Below are 19,989 nucleotides of genomic sequence, written 5' to 3'. Positions count from 1 at the left end.
CAAACAGCTGCCCGATCCGCGATGCGACACCGCTTGATCTGCATCAATCGCAATGGCGATGCGCCCCGTAGACTCGTTTGCATCGCGGGCTGACGCCCGCCCCACGTCTCTCTGTTCTGGAGTAACGGCGATGAGTTACAAGAGCATCCTCGTGCAACTCGACACGGGCGTTCACGCGCATCCGCGCCTCGAACTCGCGCTACGTGTCGCCCATCAGTTTCATGCGAGGCTGACGGGCCTCTTCACGACTTACCTGCCCGATCCGCACGCGCTATTCGTGATGGGGGGCACGGCTTTCTACTACGCGGAGCATGAGCGTCAACGTCACGAACGGTGTGCCGCGCTCGACCGTCTGTTCCATGCGGAGGCCGCGCGCGCGAAAGTGGACGGACGCTGGATCGCGGCAACGGGCTATGCGAACGACGTCGTGCCGCCCTACGCGCGTCTCGCCGATCTCGTGATCGCCGGACAGACCGATCCGCAAGACCCCGAATCGTTCATCGCCGACCAGTTCGTCGAGCATCTGCTGATGTCGGCGGGCCGCCCGGTGCTGCTGGTGCCGTCGACGGGCGCCCGCGCGACGCTCGGCCAGCGCGTGCTGGTCGCGTGGGACGGCAGCCGTGAAGCCACGCGCGCGATTCACGACGCGATGCCGTTCCTGTCGCACGCCGCTGACGTCACGCTGCTCACCGTCAACGCGACACGCGACGAACCGCCGTTGTGGCGCATTCCGGGCACCGACATCGCACTGACCATCGCGCGTCACGGCGTCAACGTGAACGTGCGCGAAGTGTCCGCCAGCGGCGACACGCCGATCGGCGACGTGCTGCTGTCGCAGGCGGCGGAATCGGGCTGCGACCTGATCGTGATGGGCGCCTACGCGCATTCCCGGTTGCACGAGCTGGTGCTGGGCGGCGCGACGCGCACCGTGCTCCAGTCGATGACCGTGCCCGTGCTGCTGTCGCATTGAGCGTCTCGCTGAAAAAGGAACTGACATGAGCTACAAGACCTTGCTCGTCCATATCGACGATAGCCGCCGCAGCGACACGCGCATCGCGCTGTCGCTCGAACTCGCGCAGCGCTGGGATGCGCATCTGATCGGCCTGTATGTGGTCTGCCAGGACCTCTTCCGGCCCATCTTCCGGCAGGACAAGACGCTGTCGTTCGGGCAGCTCGAAGCGCACGCAGACGAGCGCCGCGAGAAAGCGCAGAACGCCTTTCTCGCCGCCGCCGAACGCGCCGGCCGCAGCGCCGAATGGCGCGCGCCGCCCGGACCCGCGCTTGACGTCGCGATGCTTCACGCGCGGCACGCGGATCTGCTGGTGCTCGGCCAGCAAGATCCGAACGATCCCGCTTCGTTCGTCGCGCCGCACTTCGTCGGCGATCTGGTGCTGGGAGCGGGCCGCCCCGCGCTCGTCGTTCCGTATGCGGGCGACGTGCGGACGCTCGGCGAAAACGTGCTGGTCGCGTGGGACGGCAGCCGCGAAGCAGCGCGCGCCGCCGCCGACGCGATGCCCTTGCTGCAACGCGCGCGCCATGTCGGTGTCGAGATCGTGCGGCATCGCGCGCAGCATGACGGGGACGCGCCCGAAGGCATCGACGTCGCCGCGTGGCTCGACGCACATGGCGTGCAAGCGTCGTTCTCGACGACGCCGCATCATATCGGCGTCGGCACGGGCGCGACGCTGCTTAACCGCGCATCCGATTTGCACGCGGACCTGCTGGTGATGGGCGTGTATGGACACGCACGCGCGCGCGAACGCGTATTCGGCGGCGTCACGCGGACGATGCTGGAATCGATGGCGGTGCCCGTGCTGATGTCGCATTGACGAGCGCATGAAGATGGCGTCGCGGGCGGGACGCCATGCGGCGGACAAGCGCGGCAGCGCGCAGGCTGAGCGCGCCGCGCGCAGGCTGAGCGCGCCGCGCGCAGGCTGAGCGCGCCGCGCGCGAACGGATGCAACCATGCACAAACGGCGCACAATGTCAGCGCCACGCAAGCGCGCTTCGCATGACGCCGGCATTCGTCGCGAAGCGTCGCGCGCCGTCCGTCTTTATCGCGAGGCAGGCACGGATGAAAGTCGACCTCGACATTACCAGCAAGTCTCTCGCGCATCGACGCGTTGCCCAGGCGCAACTTGCCGCGCTCGTCTGCGGCCTGGCCGCAGTCGTCGTGCTTGCCGTCGTCGCGTCGAACGGCACGGCAACGATCGCGCTAATCACGGCGCTGTGCGCGTTGTCCCTTGTTGCGGCCGTGGTCAGCGTGATCGCCGCCGCGCGCACGCAGGCGCTTTCCACACGCAACGCGAGCCGCGACGAATCGCGCATGATGGGCATCATCCGCTCGTCGATGGAAGCGATCATCACGATCGACGAAGCGCAGAACATCGTGATCTTCAATCCGACCGCGGAACGCATCTTCGGCGTACCCGCCGCGCAGGCGCTCGGCACGCCGCTCTCGCGCTTCATCCCGCAGCGGTTTCGCGACAGCCATGCGCAGCACGTCGCGCAATTCGACGCGACAGGCATCTCCGAGCGAATGATGGGACGGCAGCCGGTTCTGTTCGGCTTGCGCGCGGACGGCGAAGAATTTCCGCTGGAGGCATCGATTTCGCAGATACGCGAAGACAGCGGCAAGCTGTACACGGTGATGTTGCGCGACGTCACCGAACGCGTGAAGTCGGAAAACGCGCTGAAGCAGTCGCGCGAAGAGCTGCGGCGGCTGTCGGCCAATCTGCAGAGCGTGCGCGAAGAGGAAAAGACACGCATCGCCCGCGAGTTGCACGACGATCTGGGCCAGCAGCTCACCGCGCTGAAAATGGAGCTTTCGGTGCTCGAAACCGAGCTGACTTCGCGTTCGGGCACACGCGAGCAGATCGACGCCATTGCGCGTCTGCACGGCATGGCTCGTACGATCGACGCGACGGTGGCTTCATTGCGCCGCATCGCCGCCGACTTGCGGCCCGTGATGCTCGACGATCTCGGCCTCGCGCCCGCCATCGAATGGCTCGCGAACGACTTCACCAGCCGCTATGGCATCGCGGTCGAACGCAGCATCGAGGCGGGCGACGCGGTCTTCACGAAAGACGCGGCGACGGCCCTGTTCCGCATCGTCCAGGAAGCGCTGACCAATGTCGCGCGTCACGCCGATGCGAGCGCCGTCGATCTGTCGCTGCACGCGAGCAGTCAACACTATGTGCTGCGCATCGCGGATAATGGCCGTGGCGCCGAACCTGACGCGAGCATCGGCACGGGGGAGCAAGCGGACCTGGACAGGCCGTTTGGCCTGATCGGCGTGCGCGAACGGGCCCATACGCTGGGCGGCTCGGTTCGGATCGACACGACGAGGAACCAGGGCTTTGCGTTGACGGTGACCTTTCCCTTGCAAACCGTGCAACAGGAACATACGCATCCATGATCAAGGTATTGCTGGCCGACGACCACACACTCGTGCGCGACGGGTTGCGCCATATTCTGCAATCCGCGAGCGGCTTCGAGGTGGCGGGCGAGGCATCGGACAGCGGCACGACCATCGCGCTGATCCGCGCCACGGAAGCCCACGTGCTGGTGCTCGACCTGTCGATGCCCGGCCGTAACGGTGTCGATCTCATCAAACAGATCAAGGATGAAAAACCCGCGCTGCGCATCCTCGTGCTGACCATGCACGCGGAGCAGCAATACGCGGTGCGCGCCTTCAAGGCCGGCGCATCCGGCTACATGACGAAGGAAAGCGCCAGCGCCGAACTGGTCGGCGCCGTGACGAAAGTGGCGTCGGGCGGCGTCTATGTGAGCCTCGCGATGGCCGAGCGCTTCGCGCAGCATCTGAACGAACCCGCCGAAGCGCTGCCGCATCACCGGCTGTCCGACCGCGAGTACGACGTGTTCCGGCGCATCGTCTCCGGTCAGAGCATCACCGAAATCGCGCACGAACTGTGCGTGAGCGTCAAAACCATCAGCACGCACAAGACCCGCATCCTCGAAAAAATGCAGATGCCCAATGAAAACGGGCTGGTGCGCTATGCGATCCGCCACAAGCTGATCGACGACGGGGCCGACATCTAGTCGCGAATCTTAAGACTCCGCCGCTGTCAGTAGGAATATTCCTATAACGCCTACCTAAACTCCTAGGGTCGGTTCCATCGTGTCCTATACATTTTTGAGATAGGGCCGTCGATACTGTTGGACATGGATACCGCCTTGCCAGCCCTCGCCGCGAAGGTCTATCTCGTCGACGCCGCCGTCGAAGTGAGGCGCCGCCTTGCGTGTCTGCTGGGCGCCATTGCGGGCGTGGAAATCGCCGGCGAGGCTGAAGACGGGGACTCGGCGCTGGAAGGCATCCGTGCCTGCGACGCGAATATCGTCGTGCTCGACCTGCGCCTTGCCGACGGCAACAGCCTCGCACTGATCGAGACGCTGTCCCGGCAGCACCCGGCCATCGTCAAGATCGTGCTGACGAACCACATCGCGCGCGCTTTCCGCGACGCATGCAACGCGGCGGGCGCCGATTTCTTCTTCGACAAGACGTCTGAATTCGATGCGGCCTGCCGAACCATCGCAGGCATTGCCCGGACGCAACGCGCGTCCCCGTAAGCGAACTGGAGCCGACCATGCTTGCCGCAACTGTCACCGCAACTGCAACCGCCCTCAGCAGCGACCGTCCTACAATCCGCGCGGCGCAAGTCGTGCCGATTCATCCCGTCTCGCGGGCCGAGCCGCCGGCGCGTCGCGCGCCCCGCTGCTCCGCGTGCGCGATGCGCGCGCTCTGCATGCCCGCCGACCTGAACGCCGACGAACTGGCAAGACTCGACGCCATCATCTGCTCGACGCGTTCCGTCAAGCGTGGCGACACGCTCTATCGCGCGGGCGACGCGTTTCAGAGCATTTACGCGGTGCGCGCGGGATCGTTCAAGACGGTCGTAATGCATCGCGACGGCCGCGAGCATGTAACGGGCTTCCAGATTGCCGGCGAGGCGCTGGGGCTCGACGGCGTCGGCGCAAGTCAGCACAACTGCGATGCCGTCGCGCTCGAAGACAGCGTCGTCTGCATCATTCCGTTTGCGCAGCTCGAAGCGATGTGCCGCGAGCTGAAGCCGATGCAGCATCACATCTATCAGATGATGAGCAGCGAGATCGTCCGCGAGTCCAGCCAGATGATGCTGCTCGGTACGATGACAGCCGAGCAGCGCGTGGCGACCTTCCTGCTGAACCTGTCGCGGCGCTTCAAGGCGCGCGGCTTCTCCGGCGCGGAGTTTCATCTGCGCATGACGCGTGAGGAAATCGGCTGCTATCTCGGGATGAAACTCGAAACCGTGAGCCGCATGTTCTCGAAGTTCCAGCGCGAGCGGCTCGTGGATGCGAACGGCAAGACGATCCGCATCATCGATCACGAGGGGCTCGCGCGGGTCTAGCGCGAGGACACCCAGATGATTCAAGCCAATCCGCGTTCGGCATGGGAAATCGACGAAACCCAGTTCGATCCTGCTGCGCCGCTCGACGCGCAACTGCGCTTTGCACTGCAATACGCGGTGCTCGCGCCGTCCAATCACAACACGCAGCCGTGGCACTTCATGATCGACGGCAGCACCGTGCAGGTTTGCGTGGACAGGCTGCGGGCGCTGCCCGTCGTCGATCCGTTCGATCGCGGGCTGATCATCAGTTGCGGCGCCGCGCTCTTCAATCTGCGCGTGGCGCTGAGCCACTTCGGGTTCGCCTATGCGATCACACTGTTTCCTTCGGATGCGGACCCCGACGTCGTCGCGCTGGTGCGGGTGTCGCGTCACGGTCAAGGCGACGCCGCCGTGGCGTCGCTCTTCGATGCGATCACGCGGCGCGTCACGACGCGGACGCCCTTTGCCGACGACCCCGTTCCCGCCGACGTCCAACAGAAGCTGATCGACGCCTGCGACGCGGAAGGCGCGCTGGCGGGCTGCCTGCATGAGCGCGCCGATCGCCAGACGATCGCGTACCTCGTCGCCGAAGCCGACCATACCCAATTCGCCGACCCGCGCTTTCGGCGCGAGCTTGCCGTCTGGACCCATCCGCGCCGCCGCGACGACGGCATGCCGGCGTACGGAACTGCCGTGAGCGGGCTGCTCGATTTCGCGGTGCCGCTCGTCTCCGCGGTGGTCCGCGTGTTCGACGCGGGCGCGGGGACGCCTGCCACGCACCGGCATCTGGTCGACGGTTCGCCGCTGATCGTCGGCATTGCGACGTTGCGCAACGACCGCGAGGCATGGGTCGCCGCCGGCCAGGCGCTGGAACGCATGCTGCTGGTCGCCGTCTCCGAAGGATTAACGGCGTCCTACCTCAACCAGCCGATCGAGGTGACCACGCTGCGCGTGCAGATTAGCGGCCTGCTGCACCTCGACGCGACGCCGCAACTGCTGCTGCGCGTCGGACGCAGCCCGCAGGCTGCACACTCGCCGCGACGCCCTCTCGCCGACGTCGTCTCCTGACTTCAGGGCAGCAGCACTTTGCCGCATGTGCATGTCGGCGGCCATTGACGTGCCTCAATTTCCAGCGTCGTACACGCGGTAGATTGAATGCGTGCGCCACCCCGAAAAAGGAGCCGTCGATGAGAATCACCCTTCACCTCGATACGTTCGAGTGCATCGAGCCGTCCGTCTATGCCATTCTCTGGCTCGACCGCGACGCCCGCAAATGGTCGCGCGAAGGACACGCCGTGATCGATCTGCCTGAATGGGGAACGCTGGCGCTTTCGAACGATGCCACGCGCATTCTGGACGCGGCGGGCGATCGCGTCTGCTGCGAGTTGTCGGGCCTCGATCTGCTCACGCTGGATGGGCCGTTCGAAGGCGAATCCGGGCAGGCGCTCTGGTATCGCGATGCAGGTCGCGCGCCTATTGCCGGGCAATGGCATGTGCAGTGGATCGACGGGACCGATGCGGAGCCGGAGCACGGCGTTTTCGCCGACGAAGTCTGAAAGCGCGACGCGCTAACAGCGCGCGCTCAACGACGTGGCGCGGACGCAGAGGCCTCTGTCCGCAACGTGCGCTCCGCGGCGTCGAACGCGCGGCGCACGGCCTCTTCCGCGCTCTCGGCCGCATGGCGGCCAATCGGCTTCAGTTCGTGCGTCGCGGTGACGAGGTCGAGGCGCACATCGTAGAGCGGCTTGCCCGAACGCAGCCGCAGCGCTTCGATGGCCAGATGGCAGTCCGACAGGGACGCGCCGAACGGTTGCAGGCGCATCAGTTGCATCGCCGCCTCCGCTTCGAGCGCAGCCGTCGCGCTGCAGCCCAGATAGACAATCTGCATGCCGATGCCCACCATCGCCTCCCATTGATGCCCGCTTCATTGGATGCGTAGAGCAAGTCTTGCGCAGATCCGTGCCCTCAGCGTACCGGCCGCGCGCGCCGACGCGATTGACCCATATCAACGCGGCAGAGCTTCGGCCGCCAGACACGCCCGATGCACGATCGCCCGGCAAACTGGTACAACCGTTCGTGAACTGATATAACTCAACCGTCCTTTCACAAACGCCGGGAATCACGATGACCGCGTCGGGCAACGAGCCGTCCCGCAGCGAGAAAGCGGCGTCCGCATCGGATGTGCCGCTCGAGGACCGTTATTTCCTGTTGATCGAAGCGGTTCAGGACTACGCGATCTTCATGCTCGATCCGGCCGGCAATGTCTCCAGCTGGAATCCGGGCGCGCAGCGCATCAAAGGCTATTCACACGACGAGATCATCGGCCATCATTTTTCGGCGTTCTATACGGACGAGGACATCGCCGCCGGCAAGCCGGCACGCGAACTGGCAATCGCCGCCGCCGAAGGGCGCGTCGAGGACGAAGGCTGGCGCGTGCGGCGCGACGGCTCGCGGTTCTGGGCCAACGTCACCATTTCCGCGGTGCGCGACGCCAGCGGCACGCTGCTCGGCTTCGCCAAGGTCACGCGCGACATGACCGACCGCATGCGCCTTGCGGAACTCGAACGGGCGAGCGAGGTATCGGCGCAGGTGCAGATCACGCGCGAGAACGAGCAAAAGCGTATCGCGCGCGAACTGCACGACGACCTCGGACAGCAATTGACCGCGCTGAAAATGAGTGTCGCGCTGATGGAAGCGACGCTTGCCGCGAAGGCCGAGACCGCGCCACTCGTGCCGCAAACGCGGGCGGTGCAAAAGGAGATCGACGCGATGGCGATGTCGCTGCGCCGGATCGCCTCCGATCTTCGCCCGCCGCTGCTCGACGATCTGGGGCTCACCGCCGCGCTCGAATGGCTCGCCGAAGACTTCACCAAGCGCTACGGTGTCGCCGCGACGGTTCACATCGAAGCCGATGAGCCGCAGTTCAACGCGCAGTTCAATGAGTTCGCGTCGACCAACCTGTTTCGCATCGTGCAGGAAGCGCTGACCAACGTCGCGCGTCACGCGAACGCGAGCCGCGTGCGCATCGAGCTGGCGTGCGTCGGCGATCGCGTCTCGCTCGACATCGAGGACAACGGCGTGGGCGCGACGCTCACTCTGCCGCCTGTCAGCACATCGTTCGGGCTGCTTGGCATTCGCGAGCGCGTCAGGCAGCTACAGGGCACGGTGTCATTCGCCAGTTCGCCGGGCACGGGTTTTCACATTTCGATTCGCGTGCCTGTTGCAGCCGTGCAGTAAGCGCTGCTTTCGCCCGTCACGGCTTGCCTTTTTGCTGCGCGTCGGCGTCGTCTTCCCAGTCGCGCCATTCGACATCGTGCTGCTCCAGATACGCATCCACGGCCACACCCGTCGTCGGGAAGAAATGCTGCTCGCCCATTGTGTCGAACAGGCCGTAGCGCCGCAGCATGTCCTTCACCGGCCCCTTCATCTCGGCAAAACACAGTTCGATACGCCGCTCGCGCAGACTCGCATGAAACTCGCGCAGAATTTCGCTGGCCGTGACGTCGACGTCCGTGATCGGCTCGGCTGCGACGACGACCCAGTTGGCGGGCGTGGCCGCCGTTTCGATCGCGCGTTGCACATGGTCGCGAAAGATCTCGGCATTCGCGAAGAAGAGCGGCGCATCCCAGCGGTACAGCACCAGCCCCGGAATGGTCCGCGCTGCGGGATGCCGCGAAATATCGTGGTAGCCCTTGCGTCCATCGACGCGGCCGAGCACGGCATCGTAAGGCCGCCACGCGCGCCAGACGAAGGCCATCAGCGCCAGTCCCACGGCAATGAAGATGCCCTGGATCGGACCGATCAAAGCGACGCAAGCAAAGCACGCCATCGATTGCGTGAACTCGCTGCGACGCAGGCGCAACGTGCGGACCACGTCCCTCACTTCGAACAGCCCCAGGCCCGCCGCGACGACCACGGCGCCGAGCGCGGCGACCGGCAGCGAGCGCAGCAGCGTCGGCGCGAAGATCAGCAAGGCGGCTACGCACAGCGCGGCGACGATCCCCGTAAGCTGCGTTTTCGCGCCCGCCGATTCGGCGACGGGCGTGCGCGACGCACTGCTCGTCACGGGGAAGCCCTGGAACAGTCCCGCGGCGATGTTGGCCGCGCCGAGCGCGACCAGTTCCTGATCGCGGTCGACGCGTTCGCCGCTGCGTTCCGCAAACACGCGCGACAGCACGCTGATATCCGCGAGCGAAATCAGCCCGATGGCGATCGCGCCGGGCACCAGCGCGACGATCTGATCGAATGAAACGGAGGGGAACGACGGCACGGGCAAACCCTGCGGCACGTCGCCGACCACGGCCACGCCCGCTCGCGCGTCCAGGTCGAGCAACGCGACGGCAAGCGTCGCGCCGACGACGGCGACGAGTATCCCCGGCACCACGGGCATCCAGCGCTTGCACGCGAGAATCACCAGCAGGCACGCGGCGCCGATCACGCACGTCACCTCGTTCAGCTTGCCGTCCACTACGCCGCGCACCAGACCGGCCGCTTCCTGCAACAGGTTGCTGCCCTTGACGTCGAAGCCGAGCAGCTTCGGCGCCTGGCTGATGATGACCGTCAGCGCGACGCCGTTCAGATAGCCCTGGCGGATCGGCTTCGACAGCAGGTCGGTGAGAAAGCCGAGACGGCACACGCCGACCGCGATGCAGAACACGCCCGACAGGATCGCCAGCATGCCCGCCAGCGCGAGCACCTGCTCCGGGCGCGCACCTGCCATCGGCAGCACGATCGACGCGATCAGCGCCGCCAGCGCCGAGTCGGGTCCGAGCACGAGAACGCGGCTCGGGCCGAACGCCGCATACGCGACGATCGCCGCGATCGTCGCGTATAGCCCCGTGATGGCCGGCAAGCGCGCTGCTTCCGCGTAGCCGAGCCCGGCGGGCACGAGCACCGTGGTGAGCACGATGCCCGCGATCAGATCGTGCGAGAGCCACGTGCGCCGATACGTGCGCAGCGTCGCGATGCCCGGCACGCGGCGCAGCAACGGATGAGGGCGGCGGGAGTCGGCATGCTCGGGACCGCTGGTCGCTCGGCTCATCGCCCGCCCTCTCGAGTAAAGAAGCGCTTCACGTTGAATATGCGGCCGCGAGGCGCCTGTCGCCCTGCGGCTACCGCATGTCACATGAACCAGCTTATGCCCGCAGATGGGGTCGGTGCAATCCGCGCGTCATTCGACGCGGCGCAACTCGCGACGAAGTATCTTGCCGACCGTCGACTTCGGCAATGCATCGACGAAGTGAATGGCCTTGGGCACCTTGTACGCCGCCATGCTCGCGCGGCAATGCGCGATCAGCGCCTGCTGGGTCACGTCGGCGCCCGGCGCGGTGACGACGAACAGCTTGACTGCCTCGCCCGTCTTTTCATCGGGCACGCCGATACACGCGCATTCGGCGACGCCCGGATACGCAGTCGCTACCGCTTCCACTTCGTTCGGGTAAACGTTGAAGCCGGAGACGATCACCATGTCCTTCTTGCGATCGACGATCTTCAGAAAGCCCTTGTCGTCGAATACGCCGACGTCGCCGGTGCGGAAGTAGCCATCCGCTGTGAAAGCACGCTCGTTGGCCTCGGGCTGCTGCCAGTAGCCGCACATCACCTGCGGGCCTTTGACGCAGATTTCGCCCGCCTCGCCGACGCCCGCTTCGCGGTTGTCGTCGTCGAGCAGCTTGACGTCGGTGGAAGGCACGGGCAGGCCCGTGTTGCCCGTGAAGCCGTCGATGAACTGCGGGTTGAACGACACCACGGGCGAGGTCTCCGACAACCCATAGCCCTCGCGGATGAAGCTGCCCGTCACGGACTTCCAGCGCTCGGACACGATATCGATCACGGCCGCCCCGCCGCCCGCGGACAGCCTGAGCCGCGACCAGTCCACTTCCGCGAGACGCGGATGCGCCGCCAGCCCCGCATACAGCGTGTTGACGCCGACGAAGATGGTCGGACGGGCGGCCTTCAGCACGTCGATGAACGGCTCGACTTCGCGCGGGTTCACCACGAGCCAGTTCTCCGCGCCGACGGAGAAGTACGTGAGGAAGTTCACCGTCAGCGCGAAGATGTGATAAAGCGGGATCGCCGTGACGACGACCTCAACGCCAGGGCGCAGCGAATCGGGCATGAATGCTTTGAACTGCTCGATGTTCGCAACCAGATTGCGATGCGACAGCGCGGCGCCTTTCGATAGCCCCGTCGTGCCGCCCGTGTATTGCAGAAAGAGCAGATCGCTGCCGTTGACGTCGACGGGATCGGCGGCAAGCCGCTCGCCTTGCGCGAGCGCTTGCGGCAGCGTGAGCGCGTTGTGCAACGTCACGTCGGCGGCGGGTCCGGGAAGCGTGGCGCCGCTGCCGTCGCCGGCGCCTGCCGTGATCACCGTCCTGATCTTCGTGCGGTTGACGACTTCAGCCAGCGTGCGCGTCGAGCCGTCGAACACGACGATCGTTTCGACGCCCGCGTCGTTCAGTTGGTGCTCCAGTTCGCGCGCCGTGTAGAGCGGATTGACGTTGACCTGCACCGCGCCGATCCGCGCGATGGCGATGAACGCGATGGGAAACGCCAGCAGGTTCGGCAGCATCACGGCCACGCGGTCGCCCTTGCCGACGCCCGCCACCTTCTGCAAGTACGCGGCGAATGCCGACGACAAGCGGTCGATGTCCGCATAAGTCAACGTGTGGCCGAACGCGCGGAACGCGGGCCTGGCCGCAAACTGACGCATTGCGCCTTCCAGCATTGCGTTGATGGACGGATAGCGGTCGGCATCGATCTCGGCAGGGATCGAGCCGTACGATGCGATCCAGTGTCGTTTGCTGGCGTGGCTTTCCACGGACGGTTTCATGCAATGGCGGGTGCTGATGTGGCTGTCGTCCACGCTGTCTCCTGATCGATCTTTTATGCAGGTTGAACTATCGCGCGCGGACGGCCGGATGCAAATGATCGGCGAGGCCGAAATGGTGATCGCAACGGACAAGCTGCTTCGCCCCCGGCAGAGACGCTATCCGCCATTCATGCGTGTTTGCGCATGGCATCAGCAAGATGAATAAGGGTGAACCCTATGGCGAGCCGATGCGTTCGGGCGCAGAATTCCGGGCACGTCATCGGTATCTTTTCGGACACAGGACTCACTCACGTATGCAGCAACGCGCGCCCGCGCAAGCGGCGGCAACCCATCAGCACGCGCCATCCGTCATCGGATGGCGTGAAAAGCGCTTTGCGCCGTCCAAGCTCGTCGCGCTGCTCGACGTGACCTCGGAAGCCGGCATCGACGCGAATGCCGTGCTGGCAGGCACGGAGCTCGACGCCGGGGCTGTCGCCAACCCTTTCACGCTGACTTCGTCGCTGCAATTTCTGACGGCCGCCGGCAATGCTGTTCGTCTGTGCGAGCGACCTGATCTCGGCGTGCGTGTCGGCTGCCGTTTGCATGCATCGAGCTATGGCATGTACGGCTATGCGTTGCTGTGCTCGGAAGCGCTCGCACAGACCTTCGATACCGCAGTCAAATACCATCAGCTCGCCAACGGCATGCTCGACATCCGCTGGTTCGAGCACGACGACGCGGCATCGTGGGTCTTCCCGAATCGCGACGAAGTACGTATGCCCGACATCGGCGAGCCACTGTATCGCTTCCTGATCGACCTGCAGTTTGCTGTGCACGTGACGGTCATCAAGGACGTGATGGGCGCATGGTGTGTGCCGGCGCGCGCGCTGTTCACGCAGGCGCAACCGCCGCATGCGGCGATGCTCTCGGACGTGCTGGAATGCCCGCTCGCCTTCGACCAGCCGCAGAACCTGTTGAGTTACCCCGCCGCGTGGCTATCACGCGCGCCGCAACTCGCCAATCCGATCACGGCTGCGCAAGTCTCGACGCAATGCGCGCGGCTGGTGGAGCAATTCCGCTGGCAGGCAGGCGTCACACGGCGCGTCTATCAGGAACTCACGCGCACGCCCGGCAAATTCCCGGACATCGAACAGATCGCGGAGAGTCTGTGCATGACGTCGCGCACGCTTCGCCGCAAGCTCGAAGCGGAAGGCGCGTCGTATAGCGAGCTATTGACGGGCGTGCGCAAGGCACTCGCCGTCGACTATCTGAGCACGACCACGCTCAGCATCGAAGACATCGCCGTGACGCTGGGTTTCAGCGACGCCGTGAGCTTTCGCCACGCGTTCAAGCGCTGGACGGGCAAGACGCCGAACGACGTCCGGCGCGATCGCGGCGCGGCGCTTCCATAAACGAACGTCTATGGCCTGCCAAAGTTTGTTTTATTGTTCGACGCGAAAGCCGCGACCTTACACTTGACGAATACTCCGGAGCCGCTAGCGCTACACAGCGCCTTCTCCTCATTCGAAAACATCCACACCAAGGAGACGATGCCCGGCCTTCCGGGCATCAGCACCCGATGCCGCCCACCCTCGTCTACACGCACGCCGCCTGTCTGAATCATCAGCCCGGCCCGCATCATCCCGAATCGCCGGAACGGCTGAAGACCGTGCTGCAAACGCTGCGCTCGCCCGAGTTCGCCGCGCTCGAATGGCGCGACGCGCCGATGGGCACGCTCGAACAGGTGCAGCTCATTCACAGCCAGGACTTCATCGACGAAGTGGTGGACATCGCGCCCAAGCACGGCTATATGCCGCTCGACGGCGGCGATACCGTCATGTCGCCGGGTTCGTGGGAAGCCGTCATGCGCTGCGTCGGCGCGGCGTGCGCGGGGGTCGATGCCGTGCTCAACAAGGACGCGCGCAACGTGTTCTGCGCGACGCGTCCATGCGGGCACCATGCGGAGCCAGGCAAGGCGATGGGTTTTTGCATCTTCAATCAGGCGGCCATCGCGGCTGCGTATGCCTATGACGTGCATAAACTGGAGCGCGTGGCCGTCGTCGATTTCGACGTCCATCACGGCAACGGCACGCAGGCCGCGTTTTATGACCGGCCGGAACTCTTCTATGCATCGAGTCATCAATCGCCGCTCTATCCCGGCACGGGCAAGTCGGCCGAAACAGGCGTGAGCCACAACATCCTCAACGTGCCGCTGCCGCCGGGTTGCGATTCGGATCTGTTCCGTTCGCGCATCGAGGCCGATATGCTGCCCGCCGTGCGCGAGTTTCGTCCTGAACTGATCATTATTTCAGCGGGCTTCGACGCGCATCGGCTCGATCCGCTCGCCGCGTTGCGTCTCGACGATGACGACTTCCACTGGATCACGCGCGAACTGGTACGCATCGCCGACGAGACCTGCGAGGGGCGCGTGGTGTCGATACTCGAAGGCGGATACAGCATGGAGGGGCTGTCGGGCGGTACGCGCGCGCATGTGCGCGCGTTGATGGGGACTTGAGCCGCGACGCTGCGTCTGGAATGTGCAAGGACAGCCCGCGCATCGACATCAGCCGATGCGCGGGCTTTTTTCATTGCCCCTGTTGCTGCTGCAAATACTGCTTGACGTCATTCAACGACACCCGCCCCGAATGCGCGGTGTCGATCTGATCGAAGTGCTTTGCGATAAAACCAAGACCGCTGCTCTGCGCCTGCGCTTTCGTGATCGAAGCACCATTGCCCAGCACTGAATTGGCGCCCATGCGCGCGTCGATGCGCTGTTGCGCCTGCTGTTGTAATTGCGTCCCTGTGGAGGGCGTAACAGCGGCTACGCGGTTGGTCGGGAAGAACGGACCGTCGACGCCATGGCCGCCCTTTGGCAGCGTAACAGGCGCAACGGCCTGCGTCGCTGCATGCGCGCTACCCATCGCGGCGCCGAGAACGACGATGATGGGAAGAATGCGCGACAACCTATCGATTGAAGACATGATCACTCGCCCTGAATAAATGAGGTGGGAGTCCCCGCACGGAACAGTGCCGGACGGGGACCTGTTCCATTGACCCTACTGCGTCGCCGCAGCCTGTGCGGTGGAGGTCGGCGTCCCCGCCGGGTTTTCGTCGCGCCACGGCGCCGGCAACGTCCACAGCGACAGCGCGAGCGGAATCGGCTGGCCGCTGTAGTAGTCCACCAGATCGCTCTTCATCTTCGGACGCGCCACGTCGTCCAGATAAATCATATGCCCGCCCTGGAAGAAGTTCACTTGCAGATCCGGATTCAGGCCGCGCACCGTTTGCAGACGCGCCAGGTCCTTTTCCGTCTTGAAGAACGGCGTGGCGAGATCGTGAAAGCCGTTCTCGGCGAGCACCTTGAGCTTCGGATTGAGCGTAATCGCGCCGAGCAGATCAGGCAGCGTGTCGGGCAGCGCCTGGCCGTCGTGCGAGAAGTCCCATACCTCGATGATCTCGTCGTTCAGCGGCATATACGTCGCGTTCGGCGCCGTGTAGCCGAGATAGTCCGGCATTTGCGTCGCGAGCGCCGTCGTGAACGGCTGCGAGATCAGGATGTCCGACGGGTCGCCATCCGTCTGCAGACGCGGGTCCGAATTGGGCAGCGACACGCGCCCATCGTAGCGGCCGATCGTGGAGCCCGGAACCAGCGCCAGGTTAAACGAGTTGGGATCGAAGTAAGCCTGCAGCGCATGCAGCGTGAGGCTCGACGGCCACTCCCATGATTGCAGCGTGCGCGTCGCCGGATACACGGGCGGATCGAAGTAACCGGGAAGTCCGAACTGGCTCAGCACCCATGTCTCCGCGTACTGCCTGAAATGGTTGTACTGGCCCGTCGCGAAGATCTCCGATTGCAGCGCAAACAGCCCTTGGTTGAGCAGCGGCGGCGACACCTGATGGAAGTAAGCCGCGACCTCCGCATAGCCGGGGTAGTAACCGGCGAGCGTATCGGTGTCGAGTTGCAGTCCTTCCTTGGTGCCAAAGATCGCCACGGCCTCGATTGCGTCGGCGAAGTAGTTGAGAATCGCAGACTGCAGCACGATACCCGTCAGCGGCACGCCTGCCGTTTCGAGCGCCAGTGCAAGCATGTCGGTGCGCGGCGTGCCGTACGATTCGCCGTAGAGATAGATCGGCGAATCGCCGCGATTGTTCGCCGCCAGATAGCGGATGATGAAATCGCGCATGATGTTGACGTCAGAATCAACGCCCCAGAACTGCTTGTTCGTATAAGGCAGGACCGCTTCCGATAGACCCGTGCCGGGCGGATCGATGAACACCATGTCGGTGGTGTCGATCAGGCTCTCCGCATTGTCGACGAGCGGGTAGTTCGGCCAGTTGGTGAGAAGCGGGTCGGGCGTCGCGACACGCGTGGGCGCGAACGAACCGAGCCGTAGCCAGATCGACGACGAACCCGGACCGCCGTTATAGACGAAGGTCACTGGGCGCGCGTTGCCTTTCGTACCCGGCGCCGTATAGGCAACGTACGACATCGTGGCTTCCGGATTGCCGTTTGCATCGGCTGCTGTCAGGTGGCCTGTCGTCGTCGTGTAGTTGACCGTCGTCTTGCCCGACTTCCACTGGTAGTGCATCACGGCCGCTTTCTCCGCGACCTGCGATGCGGCCAGGCCGTCGTTCGCGTGCGGCGAATAGGGAATCGGATCGGTGTACGGCTTGTTGGCCGCTTGCGGCTGCGCCTGCTGTTGCGCGAGCGCTTGCGGATTCGCGGCCGCCTGGCTCAACGCGCTCGTCGCCGACGAAGCGGGACTGCTGTCGCCTCCTCCACATCCCGCGAGAACCAGCAACCCGAGAATCATCGCGCCTGAAGCGGCTAGCCGCCCCAGACGCGGGCGGCTGCCGCTAATGCTACGGTCTGGTTTCATTTCTGTCCCTGTGATAGGTAAGTTACCGCTACACAAAGGCCGCCTTCGCCGGTGAGGCGCATAGGAAACAGACAGCGGTGCAGAACTCGTCGGCACTCACAGCGGCTGACATTAAACTTTCTTATTTCTAACAGCATTAATACAGGTTGCTGAATATTCTAATAATTCGGATCGCTAATTACGCAACGTGAAACCATGCCGGTAAGTTGTACTGGTTCTTTAATGCTTTCCGCTTTGGAAAGATTTGGTAATGAAGGGTGGCAGAGGAAAAATAGGAGGTCGCGCGGGGCTTTGTCAAGGCCCGTTTTTACAGGCTATGCGCGGTGAATAGGATCGAAACTTGCGTTCGCATCCATTGTTTCTGGTCGAGAAAATCGCGTCGAAATCATTCTCGTAATGTTTTATCGCGCAATCGATAAACCGGATTGGCGAATTACGCTTTTTCGTGTAAATCGGAATGTATTTCGATGAACCATATAAAGAACCGCTTTCGCCGCAATTAATGCGCCGACAACAGACTCGCCACCTGATTCGATTGCGTCTGCGCCGCGATATCCTTCGCCGTCATGCCGCGATTGTCTTTCAGCGATTCGTCAGCACCGCGTGCGAGCAACAGCTTCACGGTATCGGCGCGATCGTAGCCCGCGGCCCACATCAACGCAGTCAGATCATTCTTGTAGCGGCGGTTCACGTCGATGCCCGTATCGAGCAACTGCTTCACCACTTGCGTTTGCCCCTGTCCCGCCGCGTATTCCATCGCGGTCTTGCCGACGCGATCCGTCGCCAGCGGATCGGCGCCGCGCGCGAGCAGCAACGCGGCGATGCCGTCGTAGCCGCCATACGCGGCCGCCATCAGCGGCGTGACGCCGGACGCATTCGCGTGCTTCACGTTCGCGCCATGATCAACCATCACGCGCGCTATCTCGGCGTCGCCCTTCTTGCATGCCGTGAGCAACGCGGTGTCGCCGATTCTCGTCATCGCATCGACGGCCGCGCCCCGATCGAGCGCCGCGATCACGCTGGCGCGGTCGCTGTCTTTCGCGGCAGCGAGCAGCGTGCGATTCACCTCGCCCGCTTCTTCGGCTGCTGCAGGCAGCGCAGCGCCCGACGCGGCCCAAAGCGCGCAGGCCATCAACAACGCGGTCACCCCATACCGCACGACGTGATACATGTTCGTCTCCCCGAGGCTACTGCAGATTCGCGACGTAACTGGCGAGGTTGCGGATATCGTCGTCAGTCAGATTGCGCGCGACGCTGCCCATGTTTCCCGCATCGTTGGTGCGCGTGCGGGAACGGAAGTCCTGCAGCTGCTTCACGATGTACTGATAGTGCTGCCCGGCCACGCGCGGAATTTCGTTCTGTCCGGTGAAGTTGCCGAGGTGGCACATCGTGCAAAGCTCCGCAGCCGACTTCTTGCGCCCAGCTTCGACGGCGACGCCGTCCGCCTTGAAATCGACGGGCACGGGTTTCTGCGCGGCGAAATAGTCGGCGAGATCCTGCATGTCATCTTTCGACAGTTTCGCCGCCATCGGCGACATGCGCGGGTCCTTGCGGCGGCCTTCCTTGAAGTCCTTCAACTGAAGGTATGTGTAACGCGCGGTCTGCCCAGCAAGCACGGGATACTGCGGATCGGTTGAATTGCCCATCGGACCGTGACAGGCCACGCAGGTCTGCGCCTTCGTCTTGCCCGCTTCCGCGTCGGCGCGTGCGTCGGCAAGCGGCCACATGATGCCGCCCACACAAAGAACCACTGCGAAAAACACCGCGCAAACGCGCGCGACCCTACGCGCTGCGCGCTGCGCGGTGAGCGATGACGTCCCCGTTCGCGTCATCACGGCAACGCGAAGACCAGCACCGTGTTGCCGCGTTTGAAGTCCAGTTGCGTGTTGCCGCCCGCCGCGACGGCCACATACTGCTTGCCGCGCACGCTATACGACACGGCCGGCGCGTTCACGCCCGCACCGCATTGGAACTCCCAGAGCTTCTTGCCCGTCGCTGCATCGAACGCGCGGAACAGCCCATTGCCTTCGCCGTTGAACACGAGGCCGCCCCCTGTTACGAGCACGCCGCCGATCAACGGCTGCGCCGTCTTGAAGTCCCACGCAACCTTGCCCGTGTCGACGTTGACAGCCGACAGCTTGCCCCATTGCTCTTCGGACGCAATCACCTTGAACGCACCGCCTAGCCACAGCTTGCTGCCGCCGGGATACGGCGCATCCGTGACCTGATAGGTCATCGGTTGATGCAGGTTGGCCGCGTAGGCCAGGCGCGTCTTCGGATCGAACGCCATCGGCGACCATTCGACACCGCCGTTCGCACCCGGCAGCATCCGCGCACCCTCGGCGGTCGGCAGCGTCCACATGTTCTCCTGCGGAATCATCGCCTGCGAGAAACGGATCAGGCGACCTGTTGCGCGATCATGCACGTAGATATGCCCCGTCTTGCCACCGTGGATCACGCCGGGAATCATCTTGCCGTTCGTGTCGCGCACGTCGATCAGGATCGGCGGGCTGACGGCGTCGAGGTCCCACACGTCGTGCGGCACGTACTGGTAATGCCATTTGTACTTGCCCGTGTCGAGATCGATGGCGACGAGCGAGTCCGTATAGAGGTTATCGCCCGGTCGGATCGCGCCATACAGATCCGGCGACGGATTGCCGACCACGAAAAACACCGTATGCGTCTTGCGGTCGATGGCGGGCGTCATCCACACGCCGCCGCCAAGCGTCTTGTAGAAGTCGCCGCCTTTATCCGCGAGTTGCTTCTTTTCGGCGGCGCTGTCGAGCTGCGCCTGACTGACGGGCCCAAACGTCGACGGCATCGGCGCCGAGGTGGTGGTGGGCGTGTTCTGCACCTCGTCGGCGGCTCGCGAGGTGGGCGATGCGAGCGCGGCGAACAGCAGGGGAATCAAGAC

General features: G+C 64.3%; 18 protein-coding genes and 2 pseudogenes. 12 read left to right on the top strand and 8 right to left on the bottom strand.

Annotated features, from left to right (window positions below):
• Positions 1 to 130 precede the first annotated feature (130 nt).
• The 8 genes and pseudogenes from SB822_RS26370 to SB822_RS26335 all read left to right on the top strand — a co-directional run bounded on the left by SB822_RS26370 (position 131) and on the right by SB822_RS26335 (position 6,943).
• Entirely contained in the window at positions 131 to 970 is an 840-nt protein-coding gene (locus SB822_RS26370) for a universal stress protein (RefSeq protein WP_410855992.1), read from the top strand.
• 25 nt (positions 971 to 995) lie between these two features.
• On the top strand, positions 996 to 1,829 hold the full coding sequence (locus SB822_RS26365) for a universal stress protein (protein WP_007579417.1): 834 nt from the start codon (positions 996 to 998) through the stop codon (positions 1,827 to 1,829).
• Positions 1,830 to 2,203: 374 nt separating this feature from the next.
• Positions 2,204 to 3,418: pseudogene (locus SB822_RS26360) on the top strand (PAS domain S-box protein); the annotation flags it as partial.
• Positions 3,415 to 4,062 (top strand): response regulator transcription factor, encoded by a 648-nt coding sequence (locus SB822_RS26355; protein ID WP_007732661.1) that lies wholly within the window; start codon positions 3,415 to 3,417, stop codon positions 4,060 to 4,062. The pseudogene SB822_RS26360 and the gene SB822_RS26355, both read left to right, overlap by 4 nt.
• A 123-nt stretch (positions 4,063 to 4,185) precedes the next feature.
• Entirely contained in the window at positions 4,186 to 4,590 is a 405-nt protein-coding gene (locus SB822_RS26350; protein ID WP_007732659.1) for a response regulator, read from the top strand.
• A gap of 17 nt (positions 4,591 to 4,607) precedes the next feature.
• Positions 4,608 to 5,408, top strand: coding sequence for a fumarate/nitrate reduction transcriptional regulator Fnr (gene fnr, locus SB822_RS26345; RefSeq protein WP_410855991.1), 801 nt, complete (start codon positions 4,608 to 4,610; stop codon positions 5,406 to 5,408).
• A gap of 15 nt (positions 5,409 to 5,423) precedes the next feature.
• Positions 5,424 to 6,455: an Acg family FMN-binding oxidoreductase gene (locus tag SB822_RS26340; RefSeq protein ID WP_114223392.1), complete on the top strand. Its 1,032-nt coding sequence runs from the start codon at positions 5,424 to 5,426 to the stop codon at positions 6,453 to 6,455.
• A 119-nt stretch (positions 6,456 to 6,574) separates the two neighbouring features.
• Positions 6,575 to 6,943: a DUF3564 domain-containing protein gene (locus SB822_RS26335; protein ID WP_410855990.1), complete on the top strand. Its 369-nt coding sequence runs from the start codon at positions 6,575 to 6,577 to the stop codon at positions 6,941 to 6,943.
• A gap of 26 nt (positions 6,944 to 6,969) precedes the next feature.
• Here the strand turns inward: SB822_RS26335 and SB822_RS26330 are convergent, their stop codons facing one another.
• A complete protein-coding gene (locus SB822_RS26330) occupies positions 6,970 to 7,287 on the bottom strand; it encodes a hypothetical protein (protein WP_039900119.1) in 318 nt (105 codons plus the stop codon).
• 224 nt (positions 7,288 to 7,511) lie between these two features.
• Between SB822_RS26330 and SB822_RS26325 the strand changes: the two genes are divergently transcribed.
• Positions 7,512 to 8,624, top strand: coding sequence for a PAS domain S-box protein (locus SB822_RS26325; RefSeq protein ID WP_410855989.1), 1,113 nt, complete (start codon positions 7,512 to 7,514; stop codon positions 8,622 to 8,624).
• A 16-nt stretch (positions 8,625 to 8,640) separates the two neighbouring features.
• Here the strand turns inward: SB822_RS26325 and SB822_RS26320 are convergent, their stop codons facing one another.
• Together SB822_RS26320 and SB822_RS26315 are read right to left on the bottom strand one after the other, a co-directional pair.
• Positions 8,641 to 10,428, bottom strand: coding sequence for a SulP family inorganic anion transporter (locus tag SB822_RS26320; RefSeq protein WP_007579401.1), 1,788 nt, complete (start codon positions 10,426 to 10,428; stop codon positions 8,641 to 8,643).
• A gap of 129 nt (positions 10,429 to 10,557) precedes the next feature.
• The gene (locus SB822_RS26315; RefSeq protein WP_410855988.1) at positions 10,558 to 12,216 is read right to left on the bottom strand and encodes an AMP-binding protein; all 1,659 of its coding nucleotides are present in this window, start codon (positions 12,214 to 12,216) and stop codon (positions 10,558 to 10,560) included.
• Between SB822_RS26315 and SB822_RS26310 the strand changes: the two genes are divergently transcribed.
• The 3 genes from SB822_RS26310 to SB822_RS26300 all read left to right on the top strand — a co-directional run bounded on the left by SB822_RS26310 (position 12,215) and on the right by SB822_RS26300 (position 14,710).
• The gene (locus SB822_RS26310; protein WP_114223395.1) at positions 12,215 to 12,421 is read left to right on the top strand and encodes a hypothetical protein; all 207 of its coding nucleotides are present in this window, start codon (positions 12,215 to 12,217) and stop codon (positions 12,419 to 12,421) included. The genes SB822_RS26315 and SB822_RS26310 overlap by 2 nt on opposite strands.
• A gap of 88 nt (positions 12,422 to 12,509) precedes the next feature.
• Positions 12,510 to 13,607 (top strand): AraC family transcriptional regulator, encoded by a 1,098-nt coding sequence (locus SB822_RS26305; RefSeq protein WP_079493564.1) that lies wholly within the window; start codon positions 12,510 to 12,512, stop codon positions 13,605 to 13,607.
• A gap of 167 nt (positions 13,608 to 13,774) precedes the next feature.
• Positions 13,775 to 14,710, top strand: a complete 936-nt coding sequence (locus tag SB822_RS26300) for a histone deacetylase family protein (protein ID WP_086914755.1) — start codon at positions 13,775 to 13,777, stop codon at positions 14,708 to 14,710.
• 70 nt (positions 14,711 to 14,780) lie between these two features.
• On the opposite strand, the gene SB822_RS26295 is transcribed toward SB822_RS26300, so the two are convergent.
• The 5 genes and pseudogenes from SB822_RS26295 to SB822_RS26275 form a co-directional block, all read right to left on the bottom strand.
• On the bottom strand, positions 14,781 to 15,176 hold the full coding sequence (locus SB822_RS26295; protein ID WP_079493570.1) for a 2-oxoglutarate dehydrogenase: 396 nt from the start codon (positions 15,174 to 15,176) through the stop codon (positions 14,781 to 14,783).
• A gap of 75 nt (positions 15,177 to 15,251) precedes the next feature.
• Positions 15,252 to 17,075: a S10 family serine carboxypeptidase-like protein gene (locus SB822_RS26290; RefSeq protein WP_410855987.1), complete on the bottom strand. Its 1,824-nt coding sequence runs from the start codon at positions 17,073 to 17,075 to the stop codon at positions 15,252 to 15,254.
• 499 nt (positions 17,076 to 17,574) lie between these two features.
• Complete coding sequence (locus tag SB822_RS26285; RefSeq protein WP_410855986.1) at positions 17,575 to 18,246, bottom strand: ankyrin repeat domain-containing protein; 672 nt, start codon at positions 18,244 to 18,246, stop codon at positions 17,575 to 17,577.
• A 16-nt stretch (positions 18,247 to 18,262) separates the two neighbouring features.
• Positions 18,263 to 18,802: a c-type cytochrome gene (locus tag SB822_RS26280; protein ID WP_410855985.1), complete on the bottom strand. Its 540-nt coding sequence runs from the start codon at positions 18,800 to 18,802 to the stop codon at positions 18,263 to 18,265.
• Between the two features lie 104 nt (positions 18,803 to 18,906).
• Positions 18,907 to 19,857: pseudogene (locus SB822_RS26275) on the bottom strand (PQQ-binding-like beta-propeller repeat protein); the annotation flags it as partial.
• Positions 19,858 to 19,989: the final 132 nt, after the last annotated feature.

Origin of the sequence: Paraburkholderia sp. SIMBA_054 (assembly GCF_046534875.1) — a bacterium.
GTDB classification, from domain to species: Bacteria; Pseudomonadota; Gammaproteobacteria; order Burkholderiales; family Burkholderiaceae; genus Paraburkholderia; species Paraburkholderia hospita.
The sequence above is the reverse complement of the archived record's forward strand: the minus strand, read 5'-3'. Positions and strand labels throughout refer to the sequence as shown.